Genomic DNA, 26285 nt, shown 5'->3' on the forward strand with positions numbered 1-26285 from the left:
CAAGAGCATATGGCGGATATTCAGGAATCGAAGGAAAGTTTGCAGGAAAGCCTGCAGCAGGTTATCACCCTGCTGAACAAGCACCGCCTGGTTGAGGAATTGGTGCATAAGCAGGACATGCCCAAGCAGGAGCTCGTGCAGACCTTGGTGCACAGGCAAAACCTTGCCGAGCTGCAAAAGAAACTGGATAGCCTGCATCCGGCTGACGTGGCCTATATCCTGGAAGCGTTGCCGCTAGAGCAGCGCTTGGACGTCTGGGACCTAGTCAAGGCCGAGCGCGATGGCGAGATCCTGCTGGAAGTCTCGGACGCGGTACGGCAGACGCTGATCGCGGACATGGACAGCGACGAGCTGCTCGCCGCCGCAGAACAGCTCGATACGGATGAGCTGGCCGACCTGGCGCCCGACTTGCCCAAGGACGTGCTGCAAGAGCTGCTAGAGAGCCTGGATAGCCGCAACCGCGAACGCTTGCAGTCCGCATTGGCTTATTCCGACGATGCTGTTGGCGGCCTGATGGACTTCGATATCATCACGATCCGTGAAGACATTACCCTGGAAGTGGCCTTGCGTTATCTGCGTCGTATTGGCAGCTTGCCGGACCACACGGACAAATTATTCGTCGTCGACCGCAATGACGTGTTGCGCGGCGTGCTGCCCTTGAAGCGCCTGGTGGTGAACGATCTGGATTCCGGCGTCGCCGAGATCATGGCGGATGACGCCGTGGTGTTCCATCCCGAAGACAAGGCCGACGAAGCGGCCAAAGCGTTCGAACGGTACGATCTGGTGACTGCTCCTGTGGTGGATGAAAACAACCGCCTGGTAGGCCGTCTCACCGTGGATACGGTAATGGACTACATCCGTGAGGAAGCGGAAAGCGACATGTTGTCCATGGCAGGTCTGCGCGAAGAGGAGGATATCTTCGCATCGGTATGGAAATCGGTGCAGAATCGGTGGATGTGGCTCGCCATCAATTTGGTGACGGCATTTGTCGCCTCCCGCGTCATCGGCTTGTTTGAAGGGTCTATCGAGAAGGTGGTGGCCCTGGCCGCGCTGATGCCGATCGTGGCGGGAATAGGCGGCAACTCAGGCAACCAGACGACGACCATGATTGTGCGCGGCCTGGCGCTGGGCCAGATCTCCAGCCACAACACCAAGTCGCTGCTGATCAAGGAAACCGGCGTGGGGCTGCTCAACGGCCTGATCTGGGGCAGCGTGCTCGGGGTGATCGCCTACCTGCTTTACAATAATATCGCCCTGGGTGTCGTGATGACAGCCGCGATGACCTTGAACCTGCTGCTGGCTGCCGTGATGGGCGTGATGATCCCCTTGGTGATGTCGACAAAGTTCAACCGTGATCCTGCAGTCGGCTCCAGCGTCCTGATCACTGCAGTGACGGATAGCGGCGGGTTCTTTATTTTCCTCGGACTTGCAACGATCTTCTTGCTATGAACAATACGATCTTCTCGGTCTGGCAAGATCTTGTCCATGATTTCTCCTCGGCAGCCGTGCTATGGCAGGTGGGCATCATCGTCGCCAGCCTGTTGACGGCTTGGTCCATCAACAGCCTGCAACGTGCGCGTCTTGCCAACAGCAATGCCCACCCCGCGGCGATCGAAGGTCTGACGCGCGTCCTGTTCCCGATTTCCTCGCTGGTCATGGTGTTAGTTGGACAATTGGTTATCGGCCATTGGTACAGCGCGAGCTTGCTGGAGCTGGCTTCGCGCCTGCTGATTGCCATGGCGGTCATCCGCCTGGCCGTGTATGTGTTGCGATACGTCTTTTCACCCAGCGGCTGGCTGAGGACGACAGAGAATATATTCTCTACGCTCGTCTGGCTGATCCTGGTGCTGCATGTGACGGGCCTGCTGCCCGACATTATCGAAGCGCTCGATGGCGTACGTTTCAATATCGGCAAGAGCGCCGTCAGCTTGTGGCTGGTGATCCAAGGGTTGTTCACGGTGTTGATCACCGTGTTCATCGCCTTGTGGTTGAGCCGCCTGATCGAAAACAAATTGATGCTCGCCACCAATATCAACATCAATATGCGGGTGGTGATCAACAAGGTAATCCGCATCGCCTTCGTGTTCATTGCCGTACTGGTGGCGTTGTCTGCGGTTGGCCTCGATATCACCCTGCTCTCGGTGTTCGGCGGGGCATTGGGGGTAGGGCTGGGTTTTGGCCTGCAGAAGATTGCGAGCAATTATGTCAGCGGGTTCATCATTCTGCTAGACGAATCCATGAGTCTGGGAGATTTTGTCACCATTGGTTCCTATTACGGCAGCGTGCAGGAGTTGCGCTCGCGGTATATGGTATTGCGGCAGCTGGATGGGACAGATGTGATCATTCCTAATGAAACCCTGATTACCAGCGCGGTGGTCAACCATACGGCCACCCGCAGACGCGTCAAGATCGCCTTGCCTATTCAAGTGGGGTACGACACCGACTTAAGGGCGACATTGGAACTGATGAAGGAAGTGGCAAGCCGGCACCCGCGTGTGATGAAGGACCCCGCGCCGGATGCTAAGCTGGTCGGTTTCGGCGAAAGCGGTATAGATCTCAACCTGACAGTGTGGGTGCCTGACCCTGAGAATGGGGCGGGCGATATTCCGTCCACTGTTTATTTGAACTTATGGGATGAGTTCAAGGCGCGCGGCATTTCGATTCCATTCCCGCAACGCGAGGTGCATGTTTTTGGTCACGGCTTGGCCAATCCCGCAGATGCGGATAATACGCCCAATGGCGCGGCAAGCTGACCGGTTTTTGAGGGGGGGGGGGCGCCAGGCGCTAAACGGTTATCTACGTCAAATAACAAATAAAAAGCCCGCAATTGCGGGCTTTTCCAATTTCACCAATGGTTCAATTACTTCAGCTTGGTTTCCTTGTACAGGACATGCTTACGGGCAACGGGATCAAACTTCTTGATCTCCATCTTCTCTGGCATGGTGCGCTTGTTCTTGGTCGTGGTGTAGAAATGACCAGTACCTGCGCTGGATTCCAGTTTGATTTTTTCACGCATGATTCAGTCCTTAGATCTTTTCGCCGCAGGCGCGCAGATCAGCCAGAACAGCATCGATACCATTCTTGTCGATAGTGCGCAGAGCAGCATTGGTGATACGTAGGCTAACCCAGCGGTTTTCGCTCTCAACCCAGAACTTGCGGTTTTGCAGGTTGGGAAGGAAACGACGCTTGGTCTTGTTATTTGCGTGGGAAACATTATTCCCAACCATCGGCTTTTTGCCGGTTACCTGACATACGCGTGCCATGGCGGACTCCGAAATTCGAAAAGACCGCATTTATACCATGAAAAACGATATCTTTTCAAGTGAATTCAAAGATTTTTATCAGGGACTTATTGTCTGCCAGTGCTGCCGAAGCCGCCTGCGCCGCGTTCGCTGGCCTGAAAGTCGTCGACAATATTGAAGCTTGCCTGCACGACAGGGACAATCACCAATTGGGCGATGCGCTCCAGCGGGTTGAGGATGAAACTTTCCTTGCCGCGGTTCCAGCAGGAAACCAGGAGTTGGCCTTGGTAGTCGGAGTCGATCAGGCCGACCAGGTTGCCGAGGACGATGCCGTGCTTGTGGCCTAGGCCCGAACGCGGCAGGATCAGGGCGGCATAGTGCGGGTCGGCCAGGTGGATCGCCATGCCGGTGGGGATCATGATGGTTTCGCCCGGGGCCAGCGTTTGCGTATGCTCTATGCACGCACGCAGATCCAGGCCTGCGGAACCTGGCGTCGCATAGCTGGGTAACATATGCTGCAAGCGGTTATCCAGTATCTTGACGTCTATCTTGAGGCTCATGAATGTGCTTTCTTGGTTGGTTTGTCTGGGGTCGGCTTATCCAACGCGGTTTTTATCCATCATAGCCGCGATATGTTGCAACAGGCTACGCGCCAGCATGAGCTTGGGCGCCTGCGGCAGGGGATGCGCTCCCTCGTCATCAAGCAATACCAAGCTGCTCTGGTCTTGTCCCAATGCTTCGCTGGCGATATTGGCTGCGATCAATGGTAGACGCTTCCTGCGGCGTTTTTCGTCGGCATATTGCAGCAGGTTCTCGCTTTCGGCGGCAAAGCCGACGCAGAATGGCGCATCAGGGCGTGAGGCCACGGTGGCGAGGATATCCGGGTTGGCTTCCAGCGTGATGGTGAGTGGCGCTGCGCTTTTCTTGATCTTATGCTGGCTTGTCTTGACGGGACGGTAATCCGCGACGGCCGCGACCGAGATGAAGATGTCCTGGTTCTTCATGTTGGCCTCGACGGCAGCGAGCATTTCCTGGGCGCTGGTGACAGGAATGGTGTTGGCGCCAGAGGGGGCCTGTAATGCGACCGGGCCGCTCACCAAAGTCACTTCCGCCCCCATCTCGATAGCTGCGCGGGCAATGCTGTAGCCCATCTTGCCCGAGCTGTGATTGGTAATGACGCGAACCGGGTCTATGCTTTCCTGCGTTGGCCCGGCGGTGATGAGGATGCGCCTGCCGGCAAAGAGTTTGGGCTGGGAGCTGGAGAGTAAGCGCTCCACCAGTTCTTCTGGCTCAAGCATACGGCCGGGGCCGGTCTCGCCGCAGGCTTGGGAGCCGCTGGCGGGCCCCAGGATGCTGATGCCGTCGTGCTGCAATTGGCGGATATTGCGCTGGGTGGCCGGATTGTTCCACATTTGCTGGTTCATCGCGGGAGCGACGAGCAGTTTGCAGTCGCGGGCCAGGCAAAGCGTGGAGAGCAGGTCGTCCGCGGCGCCATGCACCAGCTTGGCGAGAAAATCCGCGCTGGCGGGCGCCACCAGGACGGCATCCACCTGGCGGGACAGGTCGATATGCGCCATGCCATTGCCATTGTCCGGCTGCCATAGATCGGTATAGACCGGTTTGCCAGAGAGCGCCTGGAAGGTCATCGGGGTGACGAATTGCGTCGCTGCCGACGTCATGACCACCTGCACTTCTATGTCCTGCTTGACCAGCAGCCTGACCAACTCTGCCGCCTTATAGGCAGCAATGCCGCCCGTAACGCCGAGCAAGAGTTTTTTTATGGAATAATGGCTCATCAGGAAATGTGCGGGTGCAGCAAAACTGCGATATAGAGTTGCTTGATTTTATATGAAAGGCTGAAGCGTGGCGATTACTGATTGGCCCGAGGGGGAGCGGCCCCGGGAGAAGGTGTTGGCGGCGGGGGCGATGGCGCTTTCAGATGCCGAGCTGCTGGCGATTTTCCTGCGCACGGGCGTGGCCGGCAAGAGCGCGGTAGACTTGGCGCGCGATCTGCTTACGCGGTTTTCCAGCCTCAATGGCATTTTCGCGGCTAGTGTCGATGAGATTTGCCAGGTGCATGGCATGGGCGTGAGCAAGTTCGTGCAGTTGCAGGCGATTTTCGAGATGAGCCGCCGGGCGCTGCTGGAGCAGATGCAGGGGCGCGATGTGCTGACTTCGCCCCAGGCGGTGCGGCAGTATTTGAGTTTGAGGATCGGCGCTCTGCCGCGCGAGGTGTTCATGGGGATTTTTCTTGATTCGCAGCACAGGGTACTGGCGATCGAGGAGCTGTTCAGCGGCACGCTGGCCCAGACCAGCGTATACCCGCGCGAAGTCGTCAAGTGCGCCTTGCGCCACAACGCCGCGGCCATGATATTCGCGCATAACCACCCTTCCGGCGTCGCCGAGCCCAGTCAGGCCGACCGTGATTTGACCCAGGCATTGAAGGCCGCACTCAACCTGATCGATATCCGCGTGCTCGACCATTTTGTCGTGGCTGGCAACCAGATCGTGTCATTTTCTGAACGCGGGTTGCTTTAGAGGCCGTGAGTATCGCTATTAAAAGCGCCTGCAAAACTTGGCGCAACGGTCCTGGTTAGCCTATCCTAGCGCCCCTTGCCGCTGAGGGAGCCACGGTTGAAGTCCTTGTCGCCTGGCGGGATGCAGCGGGTGCCGAACCAGCCGCCTTGCGATCCGGGCGGGCAGTCCTTGGCGGATTTCCTCGGCTGGGTTTTCTCCTGGTCGGCATAACGCCAGCTGCCGTCTTCGTTGAGAATGATGCGCTCACCCTCGGCAGTGGTCGCATGCTGCGGGGGGGTTGGCTCTTCCGCCCAGGCAGGCACCGCCAATATGCTGCCAAGCGCTGCGGCAAGCAGAAAGTGTTTCATGTCATGATCTCCGGATTTGTAATTATTTGTAATGCACAATTGTGCCATTGTCAGGACTGACATGCACCTAGAGGGTTGGTTCCGGGGCTGGTGAGATTTAGGGCAGCGAGATTCATGTTCAGCATGACAGGATGAGGCGGCCAATAAGCCTGAGCTGGCGATCCGGTTACAGACGCTAGCCAAACATCTCATTCAATGTTGCAATCTAATACACATCCCGCACATAGCGCTTGTCCTGCGCCATCTTGGCGATGTATTGCGCGGCGGCTTCTGCGCTCATGTTGCCATGGGCCTGCACGACCTGCTTGAGTGCCGCATCCACGTCGCGCGCCATGCGGCTGGCATCGCCGCAGACGCAGAAATGCGCGCCTTGCTCCAGCCATTGCCACAGTTCCGCGCCATGTTCCAATATGCGGTGCTGCACGTAGATTTTCTCCTGCTGATCGCGCGAGAACGCCGTGTCCAAGCGATGCAGGACGCCCGCCTGCTGCATCGCGGCGAGTTCGTCGCGGTAATAGAAATCCGTATCGGCGTGCTGCTCGCCGAAGAACAGCCAGTTTTTCCCGGTGGCGCCCGTAGCCTGGCGCTCCTGCAGGAAGGCGCGGAACGGCGCGATGCCGGTGCCGGGGCCGACCATGACCAAGGGAGTATCCGGGTTCCTGGGCACGCGGAAATGCGCCGATTTCTTTAGGAAGATGGGCACAGCCTGCCCTGCCGCCCGGTCGGCGAGAAAGGTGGAGCAGACGCCGCCGCGTGCGGTGCCATGTTGGCCGTAGCGCACGATCGACACCGTCAGGTGCACCTGGTCGGTAAATGCCCGGGGGCTGGATGAGATCGAGTAGAGGCGCGGCTGCAGGCGCTTCAATACCGCCAGCCACTCCGCGGCTTCCGCCTGGATGGGATAGGCATGCAGCAGGTCTATGGGCTGCTTGCCCCAAAGCCATTGCTTGAGTTCGCCCTGTGTCCCGAGCAAGGCGGCGAGCTCGGCATTGCCGGCGCGGGCATTGATGAACTGCAATATTTCCGGGGTGATGCGCGCGATTTCGTAGTGATGCGACAAGGCTTCCACTAGCGTCATTTCGCCGCGGTCCTGCACTTGCACCACCGTGGCCGGGGAGAGTTGCAGCGCCGCGAGCATGTCGCCCACCAACGCCGGGTCGTTGCTCGGCCAGACGCCCAGCGCATCGCCCGCTTCATAGCTGAGCCCGCTACCGTTGAGGTCAAAGACGAATTGGCGCACTTCTTTTTCCGAGCTGTCGCTGCTCAGGCGTTGGTTTACCGCCAGCCTGGCGTGCAGGGGATGCTGTCGGGTATAGGCTGGCGCTGTTGCCGGGCTGTCGTCCTCCTCTCCGGCGGGCATGCCGCCTGCGAGCGCTAGCTGCCGTGCCGTGGATTGCCGGGTGGATTTCCGGCTCGCGAGCGCGCTTGCTACCTGGTTGAGCCAGGCCTGGGCGGCGGCTTCATAATCCGGCTCGCAATCGGCGCGCGCAGCCAGCGGGGTGGCACCCAGCGCGGCCAGCCTGGCGTCGAGCTTGCGGCCGAAGCCGCAGAACTGGCCGTAGTTGGAGTCGCCCAAGGCCAGCACGGCGTATTGCAGGCTGGATAATGCCGTGTTTTCTGCCTGCAATGCGGTCCAGAACTGGCTGCCGTTGTCGGGCGGGTCGCCATCGCCGAAGGTGCTGGCCAGCAGGATGGCATGACCGGCCTCTGCCAGGCTGGCAGGCTTGACCTCGTCCATGCTGCTGAGCACGGTTTGCCAACCTTCCGCCTGCAGCCTGGCGGCACACTGGCCGGCGAAGGTTTCGGCGTTGCCGGTTTGCGATGCCCAGAGGATATGAACCGCAGGCTGGGAAGGGGCATCCTGATCGCGCTCGGCTGGCAGGCTGCCAGGCGCAATCCAGGTACGGGAGAATAATCCGGCCAGCATGCCGTCGACCAGGGTCTTTTTCTCCGGCGGCAATGGCGCCGTGGGCGGCAGCGTAGGCACGCCGCCAGCCTGGCGCGAAGCGTCGCTGCGCAGTCCGGTCAGGTACCCTTGCAGGTAGAGCTGTTCCACCGGTTCCAGCTTGACGGCAGGGATGTCGTCAAGGCCGAGTAGTTGTGCCAGTGCGTCAATATCTTTCATGGCGATTTCCTTCGTGTTGCTTATGCTTGTCCGCGTGTTGCCGCTTGTCTCGGCAGCTGCGTCCAGCGCGTTCTGGGCGGGACTTTCCACTCTGGCGAGGGCGACGGCGCTGAACTTGAATTCGGGTTGTTGCGACAATGGGTCTATGGCATCGCTGGTGACGGCATTGATCGCCAGGTCGTCGCCGAAGACGTCGTTCCAGTGGAATGGCGCGAAGCAATTGCCGGGACGGACGCGCGTGGTGACTACTGCCGGCAATACCGCTGATCCTCGGCGCGAGCGGATTGCGACCCGGTCCTGGTCCCGGATGCCGAGACTGGCTGCGTCTTCGGGATGCAGCTCGACGAACGGCCCTGGGTTGAGCTTGTTCAGGGTGGGGATCTTGCCGGTCTTGGTCAGGGTATGCCATTGGTGCTGCAGGCGGCCGGTGTTGAGGACAACAGGAAAGTCCTGGTCTGGCATTTCCGCAGGCGGCAGCCAGGGCCGGGCAAAGAACATGCCCTTGCCGCTTTCGGTGGCGAAGGCGATGCGCGGACGCTCGCCGTCCTCCTGCATTTTAATCTGCTGGCTGATGCCGTCATTGAGATAGCGGATAGGGTGGCGGTCTTGCGCATCATCCGGCGCGCAAGGCCATTGCACGGGGGTTGCGCGCAGGCGCTGGTGGCTCACGCCGCGGATGTCGTAGCCGGTCTTGGGGTTGGAGGCACGGCGGATTTCATCGAACACCTCGGCGGCAGAGGAGTAGCTGAAGCCTTCGGCATAGCCCATTTCGCAGGCGATGCTGGCGATGATCTGCCAGTCGGGCATGGCTTCTCCCGGCGGCGGCACGGCCTGCTGCATCAGCGTCATGTTGCGTTCCGAGTTGATCATCACGCCTTCTGCTTCGGCCCAGAGTGCGCCGGGCAGCAGGATGTCGGCATAGCGGTTGGTTTCCGTATCGAGGTAGGCGTCCTGGGTGATGACGAGTTCCGCGCGCTCCAGTGCGGCAATGACGTTCTTGCGGTTGGCGACGCTCGCGACCGGATTGGTGCAGATGATCCAGCAAGCCTTGATCTTGCCCGCGGCCATCTGCTCGAACATGGCGACGGTGCCGCCCGCCGAACGGGTATGCAGGGTGCCTGCGGGAACATCCCAGAGGTTCTCGATGAAGGCGCGGTCCTGTTCCGCCAGCACCGAGCGTTGTCCGGGCAGGCCTGGCCCCATGTAGCCCATTTCGCGGCCGCCCATGGCATTGGGCTGGCCGGTGAGCGAGAAGGGCCCGCTGCCGGGGCGGCAGATCGCTCCGGTGGCGAGGTGCAGGTTGCAGATGGCGTTGGTGTGCCAGGTGCCGTGCGTGCTCTGGTTGAGCCCCATGGTCCAGCAGCTCATCCAGTTTTTTGCCTGGCCTATCCATCCGGCGGCCTGGCGGATGTCGGCTTCCGGTATGCCGGTAATCTCGGACACTTTTTCAGGCGGATAGTCGTCGAGGAGTGCCGGCATGGCTTCCCAGCCTTCGGTGAAGCTGGCGATGAAGTCCGGGTCGGTATGGCCGTGCTTGTGCAGCAAGTGCAGCAGGCCGTTGAGCAAGGCCATATCGGTGCCGGGCCTGATTTGCATGAAGAGGTGGGCCTTTTCCGCCGTGGCGTTGCGACGGGGATCGACCACGATCAGCCTGGCGCCGGCCTTGACCCTGTCCATCATGCGCAGGAACAGGATGGGATGGCAGTCCGCCATATTGGCGCCGGTGACGAAGAACAGGTCGGCCTGGTCGAAATCCTGATAGGAGCCGGGTGGGCCGTCGGCTCCCAGTGAAAGTTTGTACCCACTTCCAGCACTAGCCATGCATAGCCTGGAGTTGGACTCGATGTTGTTGCTGCCGATATAGCCCTTGACCAGTTTGTTGGCGAGGTATTGCGACTCGATCGACATTTGCCCCGAGACATAGAGCGCCACGGCATCGGGGCCGTGTTCGTCTATGATGGCGCGCAGGCGGCGCGCGGATTCCTTGATGGCCTGGTCCATGCCGATGCGTGCGGGCTCGGCATTGCGCTGCCGGCGCAGGTAGGCATGCTCCAGCCGTCCCGAAGCCGTGATCGCCTGCGCGCAGGTGCTGCCCTTGGTGCATAGGCGGCCGTAATTGGCCGGGTGCTGCTTGTCTCCCGCGACCTTGACGATGCGCTCGTCCTCGACTTCCATGACAATGCCGCAGCCGACGCCGCAATAAGGGCAGACCGATTTGACTTGCGTCGCCATTGCTTCCTGGTCCCGACCTGTGCAGCCTAGACCTGCACCCAGACTGCGCCGTCGCGCAGCTCTACAGGGTAAGTGTTCAAGCGAGTTCCGGCGTCTTCCGCGCAGATGCCGGTGCGCAACTGGTAATGGTGCTTGTAGATGGGCGACGCGACGACCGGCTCGCCATCCAGGTCGCCGACGATGCCGCGCGAGAGCACGTTGGCGCCGCTGTGCGGATCATGGTTGTCGATGGCGTACAGCACGTCGCCCTTCATGCGGAAAATCGCGACTTGATGCCCTTCCACCAAGGCGCATACGCCCGTGTCGGGCCAGATGTCCTCCAGCGCGCAGACCGGCTGCCATGCCCCTTCCATACCGGCGGACATGGACATTTGCTCGATTGTGTTCCTGGATGAAGCGGTTTGTTGTAATTGGCTCATGGGTTTGCTCCGTTGGTTATTCGGCAAGTGCGAGGATAGGAATGACCTTCGCCTGCTGTTTTTCCTGTGGTGTGGCGGGGCGCATTTGCTCGCGTTCCTTGACGAAGACGATATTGGCGTCGCCAGCCATGCTGTTGACGAAGCTGCGGAAGCGCTTGCGCACTTCGGGGTCGGTGACGGCGGTCTTCCATTCGTCCTGGTAATTGTCCACCACATGCTGCATCTGCGCTTCCAGTTCCGCGCCCAGGCCCAGCGAATTGTTGATGATGACGTCCTTGAGGTAGTCCAGGCCGCCCTCGAGGTTGTCGCGCCAGGTGCTGGTGCGTTGCAGGCGGTCGGCGGTGCGGATGTAGAACATCAGGAAGCGGTCTATCATGCGCACCAGCTCTTGCTTGCTCAGGTCGCTCGCGAGCAGCTCGGCATGGCGCGGCTTCATGCCGCCGTTGCCGCAGACATAGAGATTCCAGCCGTTCTCGGTGGCGATCACGCCAACGTCCTTGCCTTGCGCCTCGGCGCATTCGCGCGTGCAGCCCGAGACGCCGAACTTGATCTTGTGCGGCGCGCGCAGGCCCTTGTAGCGGTTTTCCAGCTGCACGGCGAGGCCCACGCTGTCGTCCACGCCGTAGCGGCACCAAGTGGAGCCGACGCAGCTTTTCACAGTGCGCAGCGACTTGCCGTAGGCGTGGCCGGATTCAAAGCCTGCGGCGATGAGTTCTTCCCAGATATTGGGCAATTGCTCGACGCGCGCGCCGAACATGTCCACGCGCGCGCCGCCGGTCACCTTGGTGTAGAGGCCGTATTTCTTGGCGATATTGCCGATGGCGATCAGCCCGTCGGGCGTGACCTCGCCGCCGGGCATGCGCGGCACGACCGAGTAGCTGCCGTCCTTCTGGATATTGCCGAGGAAATAGTCGTTGGAGTCCTGCAGCGATGCCAGGTCTTTCTTGAGGATGAAGTCGTTCCAGCAGGAAGCAAGGATGCTGGCGGCGGTGGGCTTGCAGATATCGCAGCCCAGGCCCTTGCCGTGTTTTTCCAGTAGTTCGTCGAAAGACCTGATCTGGCCCACGCGCACCAAGTGGTAAAGCTCCTGGCGCGAGTAGGGGAAGTGTTCGCATAAGTGGTTGTTCACTGTCATGCCGAGCTTGACCATTTGCGCCTTCATCACTTGCGTGACCAGCGGCACGCAGCCGCCGCAGGAAGTCCCTGCCTGGGTGCAGGCTTTGATCTCGCCGATGGAGCAGGCGCCATTGGCCACCGCCTCGCCGATCTGGCCCTTGGTGACGTTGTTGCATGAGCACATGACGGCACTGTCGGGCAGGGCATCCACGCCCAGGCCGGGTTTTTCCTTGCCGTCGCTGGCAGGCAGGATCAGGAATTCGGGATTTTCCGGCAAGGGCATTGCATTGACCGCCATTTGCTGCAGGGTGCCGTACTCATCGGCATTGCCGATCAGCACCGCGCCGAGCAGTTTCTTGCCGTCCTCGCTGACGACGATCTTCTTGTAGATCTTGCGGACTTCATCCAGGTATTGGTAGCTGCGCGCGCCGTGGGTTTCGCCATGCGCATCGCCGACGCTGGCGACATCTACGCCCATGAGCTTGAGCTTGGTGCTCATGTCGGCACCCTGGAAAGTCATGGCGGCATCGCCGGCAAGATGGGCGCAGGCGATGCGCGCCATGTCGTAGCCAGGGGCGACCAGGCCGTACATCTGCCCGTTCCAGCTTGCGCATTCACCAATCGCATAGATGTCGTGGTCGCTGGAGCGGCAGAACTCGTCAATCGCGATACCGCCGCGCGCGCCGATCGCGAGGCCGGATTCGCGGGCCAGCTCGTCGCGGGGACGGATGCCGGCAGAAAAGACAATCATGTCGGTCTCGAGCCAGGTTTCGTCGAAGAACACCATGCGGTGGCGGGCAGTGGCGCCGTCGGTGATGTTGACCGTGTTGCGGCTGGTGTGCACATGCACGCCGAGTTCCTCGATCTTGGTGAGCAGCACTCGGCCGCCGCTCTCGTCCACCTGCACCGCCATCAGGCGCGGGGCGAATTCCACCACGTGGGTCTCCAGGCCCATGTCGCGCAGGGCCTTGGCACATTCCAGGCCCAGCAGGCCACCGCCGACCACAACGCCGCTCCTGGCGGTGGCGCCTGCCGCGGTCATGGCTTCCAGGTCTTCGATGGTGCGGTAGACGAAGCAGTTCTCGCGGTCGCGCCCGGGCACGGGAGGCACGAAAGGCACGGAGCCGGTAGCCAATACCAGCTTGTCGTATGGCAGCACCGTGCCGTCGGTCAGGCTGACGCTATGCTGGCGGCGGTGGATGTGGCTGACGCGGGCGTTCAGGCGCAATTGCAGGCCGGGGCGGTCATAGAAACCGGGCTCGACCAATGAAAGGTCTTCAGCCGTGCTGCCCGAGAAGAAGCTGGAAAGATGCACGCGGTCATAAGCAGGGCGCGGTTCTTCGCCCAGCACTGTCACTTGCAGGTTTGCTGCGGCGAGGTCAGGATGGCGCTTGACCAGCTCCTGTACAAAGTAGTGGCCGACCATGCCGTTGCCGACGACCACTATGCGGGTGTATTCATTCATCGTAGTGTTTCCCATCAGGTGCAAGCACGCCGGCCTATGGCACTCGTCTTTCCATGGTCATGCGTTGCTGTTGCGTAAGCCCAAAAACAAAAACGGCGTCCATGGCTTGCACAGCGACTGCCAGGGGCAGTGCGTAAGCAAGCTATGGACGCCGTTGTCCACAAAAGGATTTCCTGACTACGGAAACCCTCCTGCTAAAAATACTCATCGTCAATGAACGAGATTTGCTACCAGATAAGCAATGGGCATGCCAACATGGTTTATGCCGTAGCCACAAACCCGAGAAAATCGTGTAACCCATTTTTCCATATGGATTTTCTTGTCATCTGATATGGGCAGCCATTCATTTTGGAGAGGCGTCAGCATATGCAGGATGAATCAGGACGGCGCACGTTAATGACGCCGATTAAAAACGATTGCACCAGAATTGATCTTTCAATAATAGGAAGTATTTTCATCTGGATAGCGGGACGGATTCGCTCAAAGGTAGTGTGTTGCTAGGAAATGAACAACAGGTAGACCAGGATCACATTGGCGAGCAGCGAGCATACCGCCAGCCACTGCCATTGCTGCAGGCGCGCCCGCGCGAACAGCGGGGTGCGCTGTACCGGCAGGATAGGGCGGATTTCACCGACTTCCAACGCCAGCAGCATTTCCTCCGCGGTTTCAAAGCGGGAGGCCGGGTTGCGTGCCACGGCCTTGAGGATGATGTTTTCCAGCCAGCCGGGGATGTCGGGACGGTAGCGGGTGGGCGGCACGGGATCGCCGAAGCGCGGGTGCTGGAACGGCTCGATCTCGCCGTAAGGATATTTGCGCGTCAGCAGGTGGTAGAGCGTGACCCCCGCTGCGAAGAGGTCGCCGCGCACGGAGGCTGCTTGCTGGGTCTCGAACAATTCCGGCGCCATGAAGCTGGGGGTGCCGGGGTTGGACATGGAGTCATCCTGCAGGTGGTTGCCGCTGGAGGCGACGCCGAGATCAAGGATGCGCAAGCGGCCGTCCTTGCCAATGTGCAGGTTGGCGGGCTTGATGTCGCGGTGCAGGATATGCAGCCGGTGCAGGGCGCCGATCCCGCGCAGCATTTCTATCCCGATCCGCGTGATGCCGGCCGTGGTGAAGTGGTGCCCGTGTTGCAGGCGGTATTGCAGGGTAGCGCCTTCGTGCCAGCTCATCACGTAATACAGCTTGCTGCGCTGGCCGGCATCGAGCGGCAGCACCTGGGGCAGATATTGCGACATGATGCGCTTGGCGAGCCACTCTTCGTTGAGCAGAGCCTGGCAGCTCTGGCGGTCCTCAGCCAATAAGGGCTGCAGGGTTTTCAGCACCCATAGCTGGCCGCTCTGGCGGTGCCTGACTTTGTATACCAGGCTGGCGCGGGATTGGTGCAAGAGCTCCACGATCTCGAAGTCGTCGAGATGATCGCCAGCCTTGAGCTTGGGAGGCAATGCAAGCTGGCGGCCTTCGGCCAGGTGGTCGGTGAGCGTTTCCTTGCCTGGCTTGATAACGCGTACCGCCACTGCCGTGGCGTTATCGTTGCCTCCAGCTGCCAGGGCCAGGCGCGTGAGTTCGTCGCAGATGCGTTGCGGATGGTCGTACAGGCCCAGAATATGGTGGATGACTTGCTGCTCCAAGGCGGCCCAGACGCCATCGGTCATCAATGCGTAGACATCGCCGGCCTGTATGCCGCCTTCCGCATAGTCCACGTTGAGCTGCTGATCCAGGCCGACGGCGCGCTTGAGCACGTGGCGCATATCCGGCCTGTCCCAGACATGATCGGCGGTAAGCAGCTCCAGTTTGCCCGCGCGCAGGCGGTACAGGCGGCTGTCGCCCACATGCCCTGAATAATAGCGCTGGCCGCGCAATACCAGGAGCGAGAGGGTCGTCGCCATGCCTGCCATTTCACGGTGCTGCGAGGCCTGCGCAAGCAGCCAGCGGTTGGCCGCTGTGATCACCTTGTCCAATGCTGCCGGGATTTCCCAGGTGTCGGGGGTGGCGTAGTAGTCCGTCAGCAGGCTGCGCACGGTCATTTCGGCGGCTTCGCGTCCGCCGGCATTGCCGCTGACGCCGTCCGCAACGGCAAAGACGGCGCCCTTGACATTGAGGATGGCGCCGGCAGGCGTCACCATGCCCGCAAAGTCCTCGTTGCGTTCGCGCTGCCCGGTGACCGAGCTCGAGCCCGTGGTGAATTCCAGCGCCATGCGGTTCTACTATACCCTGGCGCTGGTGACGGCGGCGGAGCCCCAGGTGGTGCGCCAGCGCTCCTTGACCATGGTCAGGCCGAACAGGGCGACGACCGCCAGGCTGGCGAACATGGCCAGGCCGAGCTGGTAGTTGCCGGTGATCTGCTTGGAGTATCCCAGGCTGGAAGCCAGGTAGAAGCCGCCAATGCCGCCTGCCATGCCGATCAGGCCGGTCATCACGCCGATCTCCTTGCGGAAGCGCTGCGGCACGAGTTGGAATACCGCGCCATTGCCCATCCCCAGGGCGATCATCGCCAGCACCACGACGGCCAAGCCTGCCAGTTGCTGGCTCAAGCCAAAGCTGAGGATGAACAGGAAGGCGGCAGCGAGGATGTACATGGCGCTCAGGGTGCGGATACCGCCGATCCGGTCGGCCAGGTTGCCGCCAATCGGGCGCACCAAGGAGCCGGCGAAGACGCAGGCCGCGGTGAAATAGCCCGCATGCACCGGGTCGAGGCCGTACTGGTCGTTGAAGTAGATGGTGAGCGAAGAGGCCATGCCGACAAAGCCGCCGAAGGTCACGCTATAGAAAAACATGAACCACCAGGCATCCTTGTCCTGCAGTACCTTGAGGTATTCGGTGAGCGACTTTGATTCAGGCGGGTTGGGCGCGTCCTTGGCGAGCATCGTATAGAGCACGAGTGTGATCACGAGTGGAATCAAAGCGAGGCCGAACACATTGTTCCAGCCGAATACCAGCGCCAGCCCGGGGGCGAACAGCGCAGCCAGCGCGGTGCCGGAGTTGCCAGCGCCCGCGATTCCAAGCGCGGTGCCCTGGTGCTCGGGCGGGTACCAGCGTGAAGCCAGCGGCAGTGCCACGGCAAAGGATGCGCCCGCAACCCCGAGGAATACGCCCAGGATCAGGGTCTGCTGATAACTGTGAATGCCGTTCAGCCAGGCGAAGGCCAATGCGGCGATCACGATGAGCTGGCCGATCAGGCCTGCCATTTTCGGCTGGATCTGGTCGACCAGCACGCCCATGACCAGGCGCAGCAGGGCGCCCGTCAATACCGGCGTGGCCACCATCATGCCTTTTTGCGCCGGGGTCAGGGCCAGGTCGGCGGCAATCTGCACGGCCAAGGGGCCAAGCAGCACCCAGACCATGAAACTGAGGTCGAAATAGAGAAAAGCAGAGAACAATGTCGGTTTGTGACCTGCCTGCCAGAAACTTTTTTTCATGATATTTCCTTGAGTAGTGGATTGGGGAGCGCGCTGACCGGAACAGCACCTGGCCGCGCGATGATGTCGTCTCTCTTCATGCCGCGATTGAAAGGGATTGCAGCGACTCCTTGCCGTGGGCCAGCCTGACCACGTCGCCAATCACGATAATGGCCGGGCTCGCGAGGCCTGCCTGCTGTACTGCCGCTGTCAGCAATGACAATGTGCTGGTGACATGCTGCTGCTGGGGGAGCGAACCGTTCTGGATCGCCGCCGCCGGCGTATCGGGGGACATGCCGCTTGCCAGCAGCTCGCTGGTGATGCTGGCGAGCTGTTTCATTCCCATATAGATCACCAGGGTGGTGCCGCTTTCGGCCAGGGCTTTCCAGTTCTGCCCGCTCCCGCCGTCCTGCAGGTGGCCGGTGACGAAGCTCACGCCGTGCGTGTAGGCGCGATGGGTGACCGGGATGCCCAGGGCAGCTGGCACGGCGATGCCGCTGGTGACGCCGGGAATCACTTCCACCTCGATGCCTGCGGCCCGCAGCTCCAGCATTTCCTCGCCGCCGCGGCCGAACAGGAAGGGGTCGCCGCCTTTCAGCCTGGCGACGGTCTGGCCTTGTTCCGCCAGCGCTATCATCATGCGGTTGATGAAGTGTTGCGGCGTGGATTTGCAGCCGCCGCGCTTGCCGACCTCGATGACGCGTGCTTGCGGCGCATGTTGGAGGATTTCACGGTTGACCAGGTCGTCCACGAGGATAACTTCGGCCTGCTGCATGGCCTTGACCGCCTTCAACGTTACGAGCTCCGGGTCGCCGGGTCCTGCGCCTATCAAATAAACTTTTCCTGACATTTTTTCGCCTCTATCAGAAGGTGTACATCATGGTGAGCCAGAGTTTTTCCGTATCGCGCACCCGGCCCGCGGCATTGTTGCCTGGCAAGGCGGTGTATTGGTCCCTTTCGGAATACTTGCCGTATTCGAGCTTGGTCATCAGGTGCGCGTTGACGTTATAGGTGACGGCGGCATTCCATTCCGTTCCGTATTGGTCGCCGAAACCCCCGCCCACGGTATTGAAGCGGTCATCCGACTTAATGACGTGATAATCGGCAAAGAACAGGAAGTCGCCGATCTTGTAGGTCGCGGTGACGAACGTATCCTTGATGCCTTCCAACGGCGTGGTGAGGAACTTGTCCACCCAGCCCTGGAACAGGTGGTTGGTGCCGAACGGGGTCTGGAAGGCGTAACGTCCGTTGTTGCTGGACAGCAGCTCCTGGTCGGCGCGCAGCGAGAAATTGCCATAGGCCGCGCCGCCGCCCAGCTTGTAGTAGTGGGCATCGATACGGGAGTCGCCGCCGCTGTAATCGGTCTGCTTGGCGTATTCCGCCGTGTAGAGGCCTTTCCAGTGGGGCGTGAATACATGCGCGCCGTCCAGCCGTATGCCCAGGGTCTTGTTACCCTGGTCGGCTTCCTGGTTGATGTTGCCGTTCTTGCCGGCGGCAATGCCGCCCGTCCCTGCGGCGTTGCCAAACCACGCGCGGCCAAAACCGAGGTCGTCGAAGCTGGAGAAATAGCCGTAACCCGTCACGGATGCGGTCGGCGAAATCCGGTATTTCAGGTTGACGATTTCCAGTGCGCCGTCGGAGCGCAGCTTGGTGGTGATCTGTTTCACGCGCTCGATATGGCCGACATAGATTTCAGTATCGGGCAACGACTTGTTCAGCACGGTGACGCCGTCGAACACCTGCATGACCTGGCGGAAGGCGATATCGCCGATGAAGCGCACGTTGTCCAGGTTGATCTGCTGGCGGCCGATACGCACGCGGTTGTTCTTGATGCCGGTCCAGTCGACATACAACTGGTTGATGTCGGTATCGTCAGGATCGACGATCTTGGCGTAGTCAAGCTTGCCGGGCTGGTTGGAGACGCTGTTGATCAATGTGCCGTTGGTGCTGTCGTTGAAATCGTCCTTGAATTTGCTGACGTCGATGATCTGTCCGGCAAAACTGAAATCGTGATATGGCGCGGTCTGCCAGCCGACCAGGCTGCGCAGCGATATGCCATTGGCATCCTTGAGCGGCCGGCCGCTGGGGGCGTTGCCGTCCTGTTCCACATGTTCGTAACGCAGGCGGAAGCTGGTCAGGTTCTTGCCGGCCTTGACGGCATCCATGAAGGTATATTCCGGCGCGGCCTCTTCCGCCTGGGCTGCGGCAGTGAGCGCCAGCCCCAGCAAGCCGCCATAACAGGCTTGACGGATCATGAATCTCGAATTACTTTGCATGGGTTGCTCCTTTTCTCAGATGGGGTAACGGTAGTACCGGCCCGTCCTGCCCGACGGGCCTTCTTTTTCCTGGTATCAAGCTGCCATCGCCTGTAAGCGCCAAAATAAAAAAGGCGTCCTGGTTGCAGACGGTATGTTGTCTGCAACCAGGACGCCTTTGTCCTTGGCCTTCAAAGCCCTGCGGGCTGCTGGGTAGCGCATCGCGGCGCCAGGTATTGCTGCGGATGCCGCTTAAACAATGACAACCGCCATTGGCTGCCGTTGTTAATCAGGGATTAGCAAATGCTGTGCCAGGGAAGCTTTATTTCAAAACGCGATTGTTTTGTAAGGATATTTACCTGGGGAGGGAGTTTTGTTGAATCCGGCCAGCGATGCCGGTTTGCACCACCTGAGTGCGGTTGCACCAGAGGTTCACTGCCATCACGATAGGGAGTTTTGCTTGGCGAGAATGTTGTCCGCCACATCGATGATTTTGCGATTCTGTTCCATGGCGGTGCTGCGCATGATTTTGTAGGCCTCTACCTCGCTGATGCCGCGCTTGCTCATGAGCAGGCCCTTGGCGCGCTCGATCTGTTTTCTCTCCGCCAGCGCTTTCTTGGTTTCCGACAGTTCGTTCTCAATCTCGGCAATCTGCTGCGATTGCTGCTGCAGCAGCGAGACGATGGACTCCATGGGATAGGAGTGCTGGTTGTCGTGCACTAGGAAGGTATAGGCGTTTTCCACCGGAATGGAGAGGTTGAAGAAGGCGCTATCCAGCGTGGTGGCATGGGCCGGCTGGCTGCGCACTTTCTGCAGGTACTGGCGGGTCTTGTCCAAGTCGCTCTTCGCCTCGTGGATCAATGTCTCCAGCATGCCATGCATGCCCTTGATGAGCTGGCATTGGATATGCCAGATATCGGTGAGGCGTTGGCTGCAGAGCTCGAACCATTCGTCCCCGTCGTGCGTTTTCACGGCTTGGCCATCCTGCGCATGGGTGAGCTTGTTGCGGTATTGCTGGTGCCGCTGGTGGATGCTGGTATCCATCGAAGCCGCCCATGACTTTTGCAACGGGCTGCCGCCGAATTGGCAGAACAGCTCGAAATGCCTGTCCTGCAAGGCAACCAGCTCCAGCAGCTTGTGCTGGTGTTCCTGCTGCACATGGCCGGAGCCGAACATATAGGAGCCTACGGCGCGTTCCTGCCCGGCAAACTCCTTGCCCTGCACCAGGTTGTAGAGCGCGAGCAGATAAGTGGAGATCTTGCTGTTGACGGCATTGTCGGTAATGTCGAAGATCAGCGAAATCAGGCTGCCGATAAAGCGGTTGAACGATTGTATGCAATCGGGAAATGAAATCTTGTGCAGCGTCACCTGGTGGCGTAGCGATTTCAGTTGGTCGAAGCCCAGCAATATCCACGAAATCAGGGTGAGCTGCTTGGCGTCGGCCATGCTGTTATGGTCCAGGTGGCGCTGCAGCGCCTCGCGGAATTTCACCTCCAGGCCCTGGTTCTGCTCGATGATCTCGCTGCGCTCCTTGCCGAAACGCTGGCCAGCCGAAGCCAGGTACAGGCAGCTTGCGCCGCGCTCGGCCTGGATCTGGTGGATGATCAGGCCGATGGTCTCGACAAACACGGTGCATATCGACAGCCGCTCGAGCTCTTCGACATGCCGTATCTTGGCCAGGATGATGGTTTGGTCGGGAGAAATGTCTTTCATATCTAAATCCGGTAGCAAAAATCATGCGCGACAGCATGGCGGTTGCTGGTTCAACGATGGTTGATCAATCGGCTAAGGCAACTGCAGAGCAGCAAGTTTCTTCCTGGAACCTTGATTTCTCTGGATGCATGCAGGGTCAGGAGAGTTTGATGATGTAGAGCAGGACGACGACGAGCAGCAATAATAGCAGGCTGGTCGTCTTCCAGAACAGGAGAGGATTCTTCTCCACTAGCCCGCCCCTGTGCCTGTCGAGGAATTGCCGGTTGGGATGTCTCAGGTCATGGATGAATTCCGACAAGGCAGGGTAGCGTTTTTCCGGTTCCGGGTGCACTGCTCTCGCCAGCGCGTCGTCTATCCATGAGGGAGTGCTGCTGTGCCCGTCGATGGCGGAAATATAGGACAGGCGCTGCAGTTGCGCGCGGGTCTTGATTTTGGCGGCCTGGGCGCCGTAGGGCAGCTTGCCTGTGAGCATCTGGTAGGCGATGACGCCGAGTGAGAACTGGTCTGAAAGCGCCGAAGCGGCATCGCCGAGGAAGTATTCGGGCGCCATGTACTGAACGGCGCCCGGAACGGGAAGGGTTTCCGGCATATTGCATTCCTCAAGGCCTGCGACCCAGACTGCGCCGAAGTCGATGATTTTGACCACGCCGTTGCGGTCTATCATGATGTTTTCCGGACGCAGGTCCTGGTGCAGCATCTCGGCGCGATGGAAGGCCTGCAAACCCTTGGCAACCTGCTCAATGATACCGCGCACCGTTTCCAGGTCCGGCTTGGGGTTGTCCCTCATCCATTGCGCGAGGGTAATGCCTTCGATGAACTCCATGGCGACATACAGATAACGGGGTTTGCGTCCGCGCTGGCACGGTTTCAGCACGTGCGCGCTGTTGATGCGCCGCGCCACCCATTCCTCGAGCGCGAAGCGGTTCAACTGCGCCGCGTTTGCGCTCAGGTCGGTAGACGGGATCTTGAGCGCAACCTGCTGGCCGGTGTCACTGTCGATCGCCAGGTAGAGGTGGCTGCGGTGGCTGTGATGCAGTTCCCTGACGATGTGGTAGCCGTCGAAGTCCGCCCGCGCTTCCAGCAATGGCGGCGCAGGCAGGCTTGGGTACGGCAAGAGCGGGCCGGGCTGGCGATGGTCAAGGCGGTCTATCCTGACAATCTGTATCGTCAGGTTGTCCCGGCTGCCGCGTTCAAGGGCTGCTGCCACGATCTGCCGCGCGGCAATGTCGAGATCATGCGCGTTTCCGGTGATGGCGGCGGCGATGCGTTGCGCGTCCGTATGTTCGTACACGCCGTCCGAGGCCAGCACGAAGATGTCCCCTTCCTCCACCGGCATGCACAGGTAGTCGATCTCGACCTGCGGGCCTATGCCCAATGCCCGGCTCAGGTAGCTCTGCTCTGCATTGACGGCGACCCTGTGATCCTCGGTGAGTTGTTCGAGCGCTTGGCCGCTGAGCCTGTAGATGCGCGTGTCGCCGACATGAAAGAGGTGGGCCTGGCCGGATTTGACCACCAGGGCGCTGATGGTGCAGACATAGCCCTTGTCACTGTCATAGCGGTATTGGCTGCGCCGGGTCTGGGCATGCAGCCAGGAGTTGACCGCGCTCAATACGCACTGCACGGCATGCTTGGCGCTCCACGCATCGGAGGTGCAGTAATAGTCGCTGAGCAGGTTGCGGATCACGGATTCGCTGGCGACCTGGCTGACGGCGCTGCTGCTGATGCCGTCAGCCAGCGCGACCACGATGCCCTTGGTGGCGAGCTGGTGGCCTTGCGGGATGCAGGCGCCATGGAAATCCTGGTTGATGTCCTTGCGCCCCCGGTCGGAATGCTGGCCGAGGGAAATAGCGAGCGTATTGTTCATGCGCATGTGTTGGGACTACGGCTTCGATGAAGAGCGCCATAGCCCATCGCTATATCAACCAATGCTGCGTTTCGGCGCTGTCCTGACGTGGGTGGAATACAGGGTCAGCCCCGTGAATGCCAGCCCCCCGACCAAGTTGCCGAGTACGACGGGAAACTCGTTCCAGATCAGGTAATCCATGATGGAGAAGTTGCCGCCCATGATGAGGGCCGAGGGGAAGAGGAACATGTTGACGATGGAGTGCTCGAAGCCCATGGCGAAGAACACCATGATGGGCATCCACATCGCAATCACCTTGCCGGAAACACTGGTGGAAATCATGGCGCCGACCACCCCGGTGGATACCATCCAGTTGCACATGACGGCGCGGATGAATACCGTCAGCATGCCGGCCGCGCCGAACTCGGCATAGCCCAGTGTGCGTTTCTCGCCTATGCCGGCGATGATGGTGCCCACCTTGTCCGGCTCGGCTGCGAAACCATAGGTAAAGACGATGGCCATGAACACCGCCACCGTGAACGCGCCGAGGAAATTGCCGACGAATACCAGCCCCCAGTTGCGCAAAATGCCTTTGATGGTGACGCCCGGGCGCTTGTCGATCAGGGCCAGGGGCGTGAGCACGAACACGCCGGTGAGCAGGTCGAAGCCCAGCAGGTAGAGCATGACGAACCCCACCGGGAACAGGATGGCGCCGATCAGCGGATAGCCGGTCTGCACCGAGGCCGTGACGGCAAACACGGCGGCCAGCGCCAGGATGGCGCCGGCCATATAGGCCCGGATCACGGTATCGCGGGTCGCCATGAATATCTTCGACTCGCCGGCATCGACCATTTTGGTCACGAACTCTGAAGGTAGGAGATAAGCCATTGCATTGCACCTCTTTGAAAAATAAAAAAGCGCCCACTCCTGATACCCCTCTTAAAAAAGGAATACCTGGAGTGGACGCCGTTGTCCTAATCGTCAATCTCTGCGGAATATTGCGCTACGGTGAATGAACCACGCCGCCGATGGCGTAGTGCATCCAACGGTGATGCAGCAAAAAATATGCCGGGGTTAAATGATTGCGCGACGATGGTTGCGCAGTCCAAGGTGTTAGCGCCTGGTGATAGTGCGGATACGGTGGGGGCTGGATAGGTGTTGGAAGACGGCCGTTCACTGTCCTTCAAGGCTGTGAGCACGATGGTTTTTTACCCGCGAGTCGCATGGTGCCGCCATGGAACCTGCATTATCGGCAGCCAATTGCACGTTTGTAGTGCATTTGCGCAAGAAGCCGCTTTATCGCGGTGCATGTCTATGGCTGGATATCCAGTTGAAGCTTGGCGAGACGGCTGTAAAGTCCCGATTGCTGCCGCAATTCATTCGGCGTCCCGGTTTCGATGATGCGGCCATGTTCCAGCACCACGACGCGGTCGGCATTCTGGATGGTGGCGAGGCGGTGCGCGATCACCAGGGTGGTCCTGCCGTGCATGGCCGAATCCAGGCCTTGCTGCACCAGGGTTTCCGATTCCGCGTCCAGGGCGCTGGTCGCTTCATCGAGCAACAGGATAGGCGCGTTCTTGAGAACGGCGCGGGCGATGGCAACGCGTTGGCGCTGGCCGCCGGAAAGCCGGGTGCCGCGCTCTCCCAGGAAAGTGGCGTATCCCTGCGGCAGGCGTTCGATGAATTCATGGGCTTGCGCCGCCTGGGCTGCGCGCTTTATCTCTTCATCGCTGGCGTCAGGCCTGCCGTAGCGGATGTTCTCCAGCGCATTGGCGGAAAAGATTACCGGGTCCTGCGGCACGATGGCAATCATGCTTCTCAATGTGCTGAGCGATAGGCTGCGGATGTCCTGGCCATTGATGCTGATGGCGCCGTCGTGGATGTCGTAAAAGCGCAGCAGGAGCTGGAATAGGGTGGTCTTGCCCGCGCCCGACGGTCCGACCAGGGCGACGGTTTCGCCTGCGTTGACCTCGAGCGAGATTTGGTCAAGCGCTGCCTGACCAGGTTTCGCCGGATAGTAAAAACTTACTTTCTCGAACTTGACGCTCGCCGTGCTGGTGGTGCCTAGCGCCATTGGCGTTGACGGGTTGCGGATCGCGGGCTCGCTGTTCAGCAGTTCGAGCAGGCGCTCTGTCGCCCCAGCTGCGCGCATGATGTCTCCCCATACCTCGGCGATGGTGCTGACGCTGCCCGCAACCAGCGCCGCATAAAGAATGAAGGAGGCAAGCTCGCCGCCTGAGAGCTCGCCTTGGGTGACCTGGTGCGCCCCTAGCCATAAGACGAAGATGATGGCGGCACTGATGCCGGCAATGACGAACGCGGCCAGGAAGGCACGCACGCGGATGCGGCGGACGGCAGCCTTGAAGCTGGTTTCCACGCTGTGCCGGAAACGCTGGTTTTCGCGGGGCTCCTGGGTGAAGGATTGCACTGTCGGCATGGCATTGAGTATCTCACCGGCCATGGCTGAGCTGTCGGCAATGCGGTCCTGGGATTCCCGCGACAGTTTCTTCACCGATCTGCCAATTAGCATGATCGGCAGCGTCAGCAACAGCATGAGCCCGAGATTGAGGCTGAATAGGTACCAACTCGTCACCGCGAGCATGACCATGCCGCCGATGAACTGGAACAGGCTGCGCAATCCCAGGGAGATTGAGCTGCCGACGACGGTCTGGATCAAGGTGGTGTCCGCGGTCAGGCGGGACAGCACCTCGCCCGTTTGCAAGGTTTCGAAGAATTGCGGCGACTGGGTGAGCACTCGCTCATACACTAGGGATCGCAGGTCGGCGGTGACGCGCTCGCCTATCCAGGAAACGATGAAATAGCGGCACGCCACGATCAAGGCCCAGAGAATCACCAGCCCGCAGATGAAGACGAAATGCCGGTTGATGTCCTGCACGCTCTGCGTGGTGGCGGAATCCGTGCCGAACCCTTGGTCGATCAGGTCGCGGAACGCCCAAGGCACCAGCAGCAGGATGGCGGAAGCCAGGCTGAGCAAACAGAATGCGAGCAGGATTTGCCAGCGGTATGGCCGCAATAACGGCCAAAGCTCGCTGAACAATCGTAAAGGACGGCTTGGGGCTTGCAGGATGAACCTCGCTTGGGCTGGGGCATTGAATGTCTAGCATACAATACTGCGCAAGGTTAGGGCGAGCGGGGCAGCCAACAGATGGGCTACCCGGGTTCGGATTCAGCGGCCTTTGCCACTCATGGAGCCGCGGTTGAAATCCTTGTCTCCAGGGGGGATGCAGCGGCCGAGGCCCAACAAGCCGCCCTGGGTGCCGGGAGGACAGCCCTGGTTTTCTGGGTATTGCTTGGCTACCTTGTCCGCTTCGGCCTTTTTCACCTTGTCCACATATTCCCACTTGCCGTTGGGATGCAGCAATATCTTGTCGCCGTTCGCAGTCGTGGTTTCGATCGGGGCCGCGTCGTCCGGTGCCGCTATTACAGGCAGGCTCAAGGCCAGCAAGGTCAGAAAGCTGATACAGGTGAATTTCATGCTTACCTCTCAATATTGTTGGTTTGGATGCAGACTGCAGAATATATGCTAGCAATATCTGTTCCGGCCGGTTTTTCAGAATCTGTTTATGCGCTCAGC

Annotated in this window: 20 protein-coding genes; 3 read left to right on the forward strand and 17 right to left on the reverse strand. The window is 60.1% G+C overall.

The annotated features are described in order from the left end of the window. The first annotated feature begins 9 nt into the window (after window positions 1–9). Window positions 10–1449 (forward strand): magnesium transporter, encoded by a 1440-nt coding sequence (gene mgtE / locus ACJSDX_RS10200; RefSeq protein WP_407994582.1) that lies wholly within the window; start codon window positions 10–12, stop codon window positions 1447–1449. Then, a complete protein-coding gene (locus ACJSDX_RS10205; protein ID WP_407994583.1) occupies window positions 1446–2753 on the forward strand; it encodes a mechanosensitive ion channel family protein in 1308 nt (435 codons plus the stop codon). Before mgtE ends, ACJSDX_RS10205 begins: the two co-directional genes overlap by 4 nt. Before the next feature lie 107 nt (window positions 2754–2860). Here ACJSDX_RS10205 and rpmG read toward each other — a convergent pair whose 3' ends face one another. The 4 genes from rpmG to coaBC all read right to left on the reverse strand — a co-directional run bounded on the left by rpmG (window position 2861) and on the right by coaBC (window position 5038). Continuing rightward, window positions 2861–3016, reverse strand: coding sequence for a 50S ribosomal protein L33 (rpmG, locus tag ACJSDX_RS10210; RefSeq protein ID WP_011478679.1), 156 nt, complete (start codon window positions 3014–3016; stop codon window positions 2861–2863). A 10-nt stretch (window positions 3017–3026) separates the two neighbouring features. Then, complete coding sequence (gene rpmB, locus ACJSDX_RS10215; protein ID WP_407994584.1) at window positions 3027–3263, reverse strand: 50S ribosomal protein L28; 237 nt, start codon at window positions 3261–3263, stop codon at window positions 3027–3029. An 86-nt stretch (window positions 3264–3349) separates the two neighbouring features. Further along, the gene (gene dut / locus ACJSDX_RS10220) at window positions 3350–3802 is read right to left on the reverse strand and encodes a dUTP diphosphatase (RefSeq protein WP_309564210.1); all 453 of its coding nucleotides are present in this window, start codon (window positions 3800–3802) and stop codon (window positions 3350–3352) included. A 36-nt stretch (window positions 3803–3838) separates the two neighbouring features. Next, window positions 3839–5038: a bifunctional phosphopantothenoylcysteine decarboxylase/phosphopantothenate--cysteine ligase CoaBC gene (gene coaBC, locus ACJSDX_RS10225; protein ID WP_407994585.1), complete on the reverse strand. Its 1200-nt coding sequence runs from the start codon at window positions 5036–5038 to the stop codon at window positions 3839–3841. A 67-nt stretch (window positions 5039–5105) separates the two neighbouring features. Here coaBC and radC point away from each other — a divergent pair, with 67 nt between their 5' ends. Next, a complete protein-coding gene (radC, locus tag ACJSDX_RS10230) occupies window positions 5106–5780 on the forward strand; it encodes a RadC family protein (RefSeq protein ID WP_407994586.1) in 675 nt (224 codons plus the stop codon). A gap of 65 nt (window positions 5781–5845) precedes the next feature. Here radC and ACJSDX_RS10235 read toward each other — a convergent pair whose 3' ends face one another. From ACJSDX_RS10235 to ACJSDX_RS10295, 13 genes are all read right to left on the reverse strand, one after another. Beyond that, window positions 5846–6127: a hypothetical protein gene (locus ACJSDX_RS10235; RefSeq protein ID WP_407994587.1), complete on the reverse strand. Its 282-nt coding sequence runs from the start codon at window positions 6125–6127 to the stop codon at window positions 5846–5848. Window positions 6128–6332: 205 nt separating this feature from the next. Beyond that, a complete protein-coding gene (locus ACJSDX_RS10240) occupies window positions 6333–10484 on the reverse strand; it encodes a sulfite reductase subunit alpha (protein WP_407994588.1) in 4152 nt (1383 codons plus the stop codon). Between the two features lie 26 nt (window positions 10485–10510). Next, on the reverse strand, window positions 10511–10903 hold the full coding sequence (nirD, locus tag ACJSDX_RS10245; protein WP_407994589.1) for a nitrite reductase small subunit NirD: 393 nt from the start codon (window positions 10901–10903) through the stop codon (window positions 10511–10513). A gap of 16 nt (window positions 10904–10919) precedes the next feature. Further along, window positions 10920–13484, reverse strand: a complete 2565-nt coding sequence (gene nirB, locus ACJSDX_RS10250; protein WP_407994590.1) for a nitrite reductase large subunit NirB — start codon at window positions 13482–13484, stop codon at window positions 10920–10922. A gap of 497 nt (window positions 13485–13981) precedes the next feature. Next, window positions 13982–15679, reverse strand: coding sequence for a bifunctional protein-serine/threonine kinase/phosphatase (locus ACJSDX_RS10255; RefSeq protein ID WP_407994591.1), 1698 nt, complete (start codon window positions 15677–15679; stop codon window positions 13982–13984). Window positions 15680–15688: 9 nt separating this feature from the next. After that, on the reverse strand, window positions 15689–16900 hold the full coding sequence (locus ACJSDX_RS10260) for a nitrate/nitrite transporter (protein WP_407994592.1): 1212 nt from the start codon (window positions 16898–16900) through the stop codon (window positions 15689–15691). A 76-nt stretch (window positions 16901–16976) separates the two neighbouring features. After that, window positions 16977–17729, reverse strand: coding sequence for a uroporphyrinogen-III C-methyltransferase (gene cobA / locus ACJSDX_RS10265; RefSeq protein WP_407994593.1), 753 nt, complete (start codon window positions 17727–17729; stop codon window positions 16977–16979). Between the two features lie 13 nt (window positions 17730–17742). Then, a complete protein-coding gene (locus ACJSDX_RS10270; RefSeq protein WP_407994594.1) occupies window positions 17743–19155 on the reverse strand; it encodes an alginate export family protein in 1413 nt (470 codons plus the stop codon). A gap of 420 nt (window positions 19156–19575) precedes the next feature. Further along, a complete protein-coding gene (locus ACJSDX_RS10275) occupies window positions 19576–20847 on the reverse strand; it encodes a nitrate- and nitrite sensing domain-containing protein (protein WP_407994595.1) in 1272 nt (423 codons plus the stop codon). 136 nt (window positions 20848–20983) lie between these two features. Further along, window positions 20984–22711, reverse strand: a complete 1728-nt coding sequence (locus tag ACJSDX_RS10280; protein WP_407994596.1) for a bifunctional protein-serine/threonine kinase/phosphatase — start codon at window positions 22709–22711, stop codon at window positions 20984–20986. Window positions 22712–22765: 54 nt separating this feature from the next. Next, complete coding sequence (locus ACJSDX_RS10285) at window positions 22766–23578, reverse strand: formate/nitrite transporter family protein (RefSeq protein WP_407994597.1); 813 nt, start codon at window positions 23576–23578, stop codon at window positions 22766–22768. Between the two features lie 424 nt (window positions 23579–24002). After that, window positions 24003–25748 (reverse strand): ABC transporter transmembrane domain-containing protein, encoded by a 1746-nt coding sequence (locus ACJSDX_RS10290; RefSeq protein ID WP_407994598.1) that lies wholly within the window; start codon window positions 25746–25748, stop codon window positions 24003–24005. A gap of 129 nt (window positions 25749–25877) precedes the next feature. After that, complete coding sequence (locus ACJSDX_RS10295) at window positions 25878–26186, reverse strand: hypothetical protein (protein ID WP_407994599.1); 309 nt, start codon at window positions 26184–26186, stop codon at window positions 25878–25880. Window positions 26187–26285 lie beyond the last annotated feature (99 nt).

It is taken from the genome of Methylobacillus draconifructus, assembly GCF_045984355.1.
Taxonomy (GTDB): Bacteria; Pseudomonadota; Gammaproteobacteria; order Burkholderiales; family Methylophilaceae; genus Methylobacillus; species Methylobacillus flagellatus_A.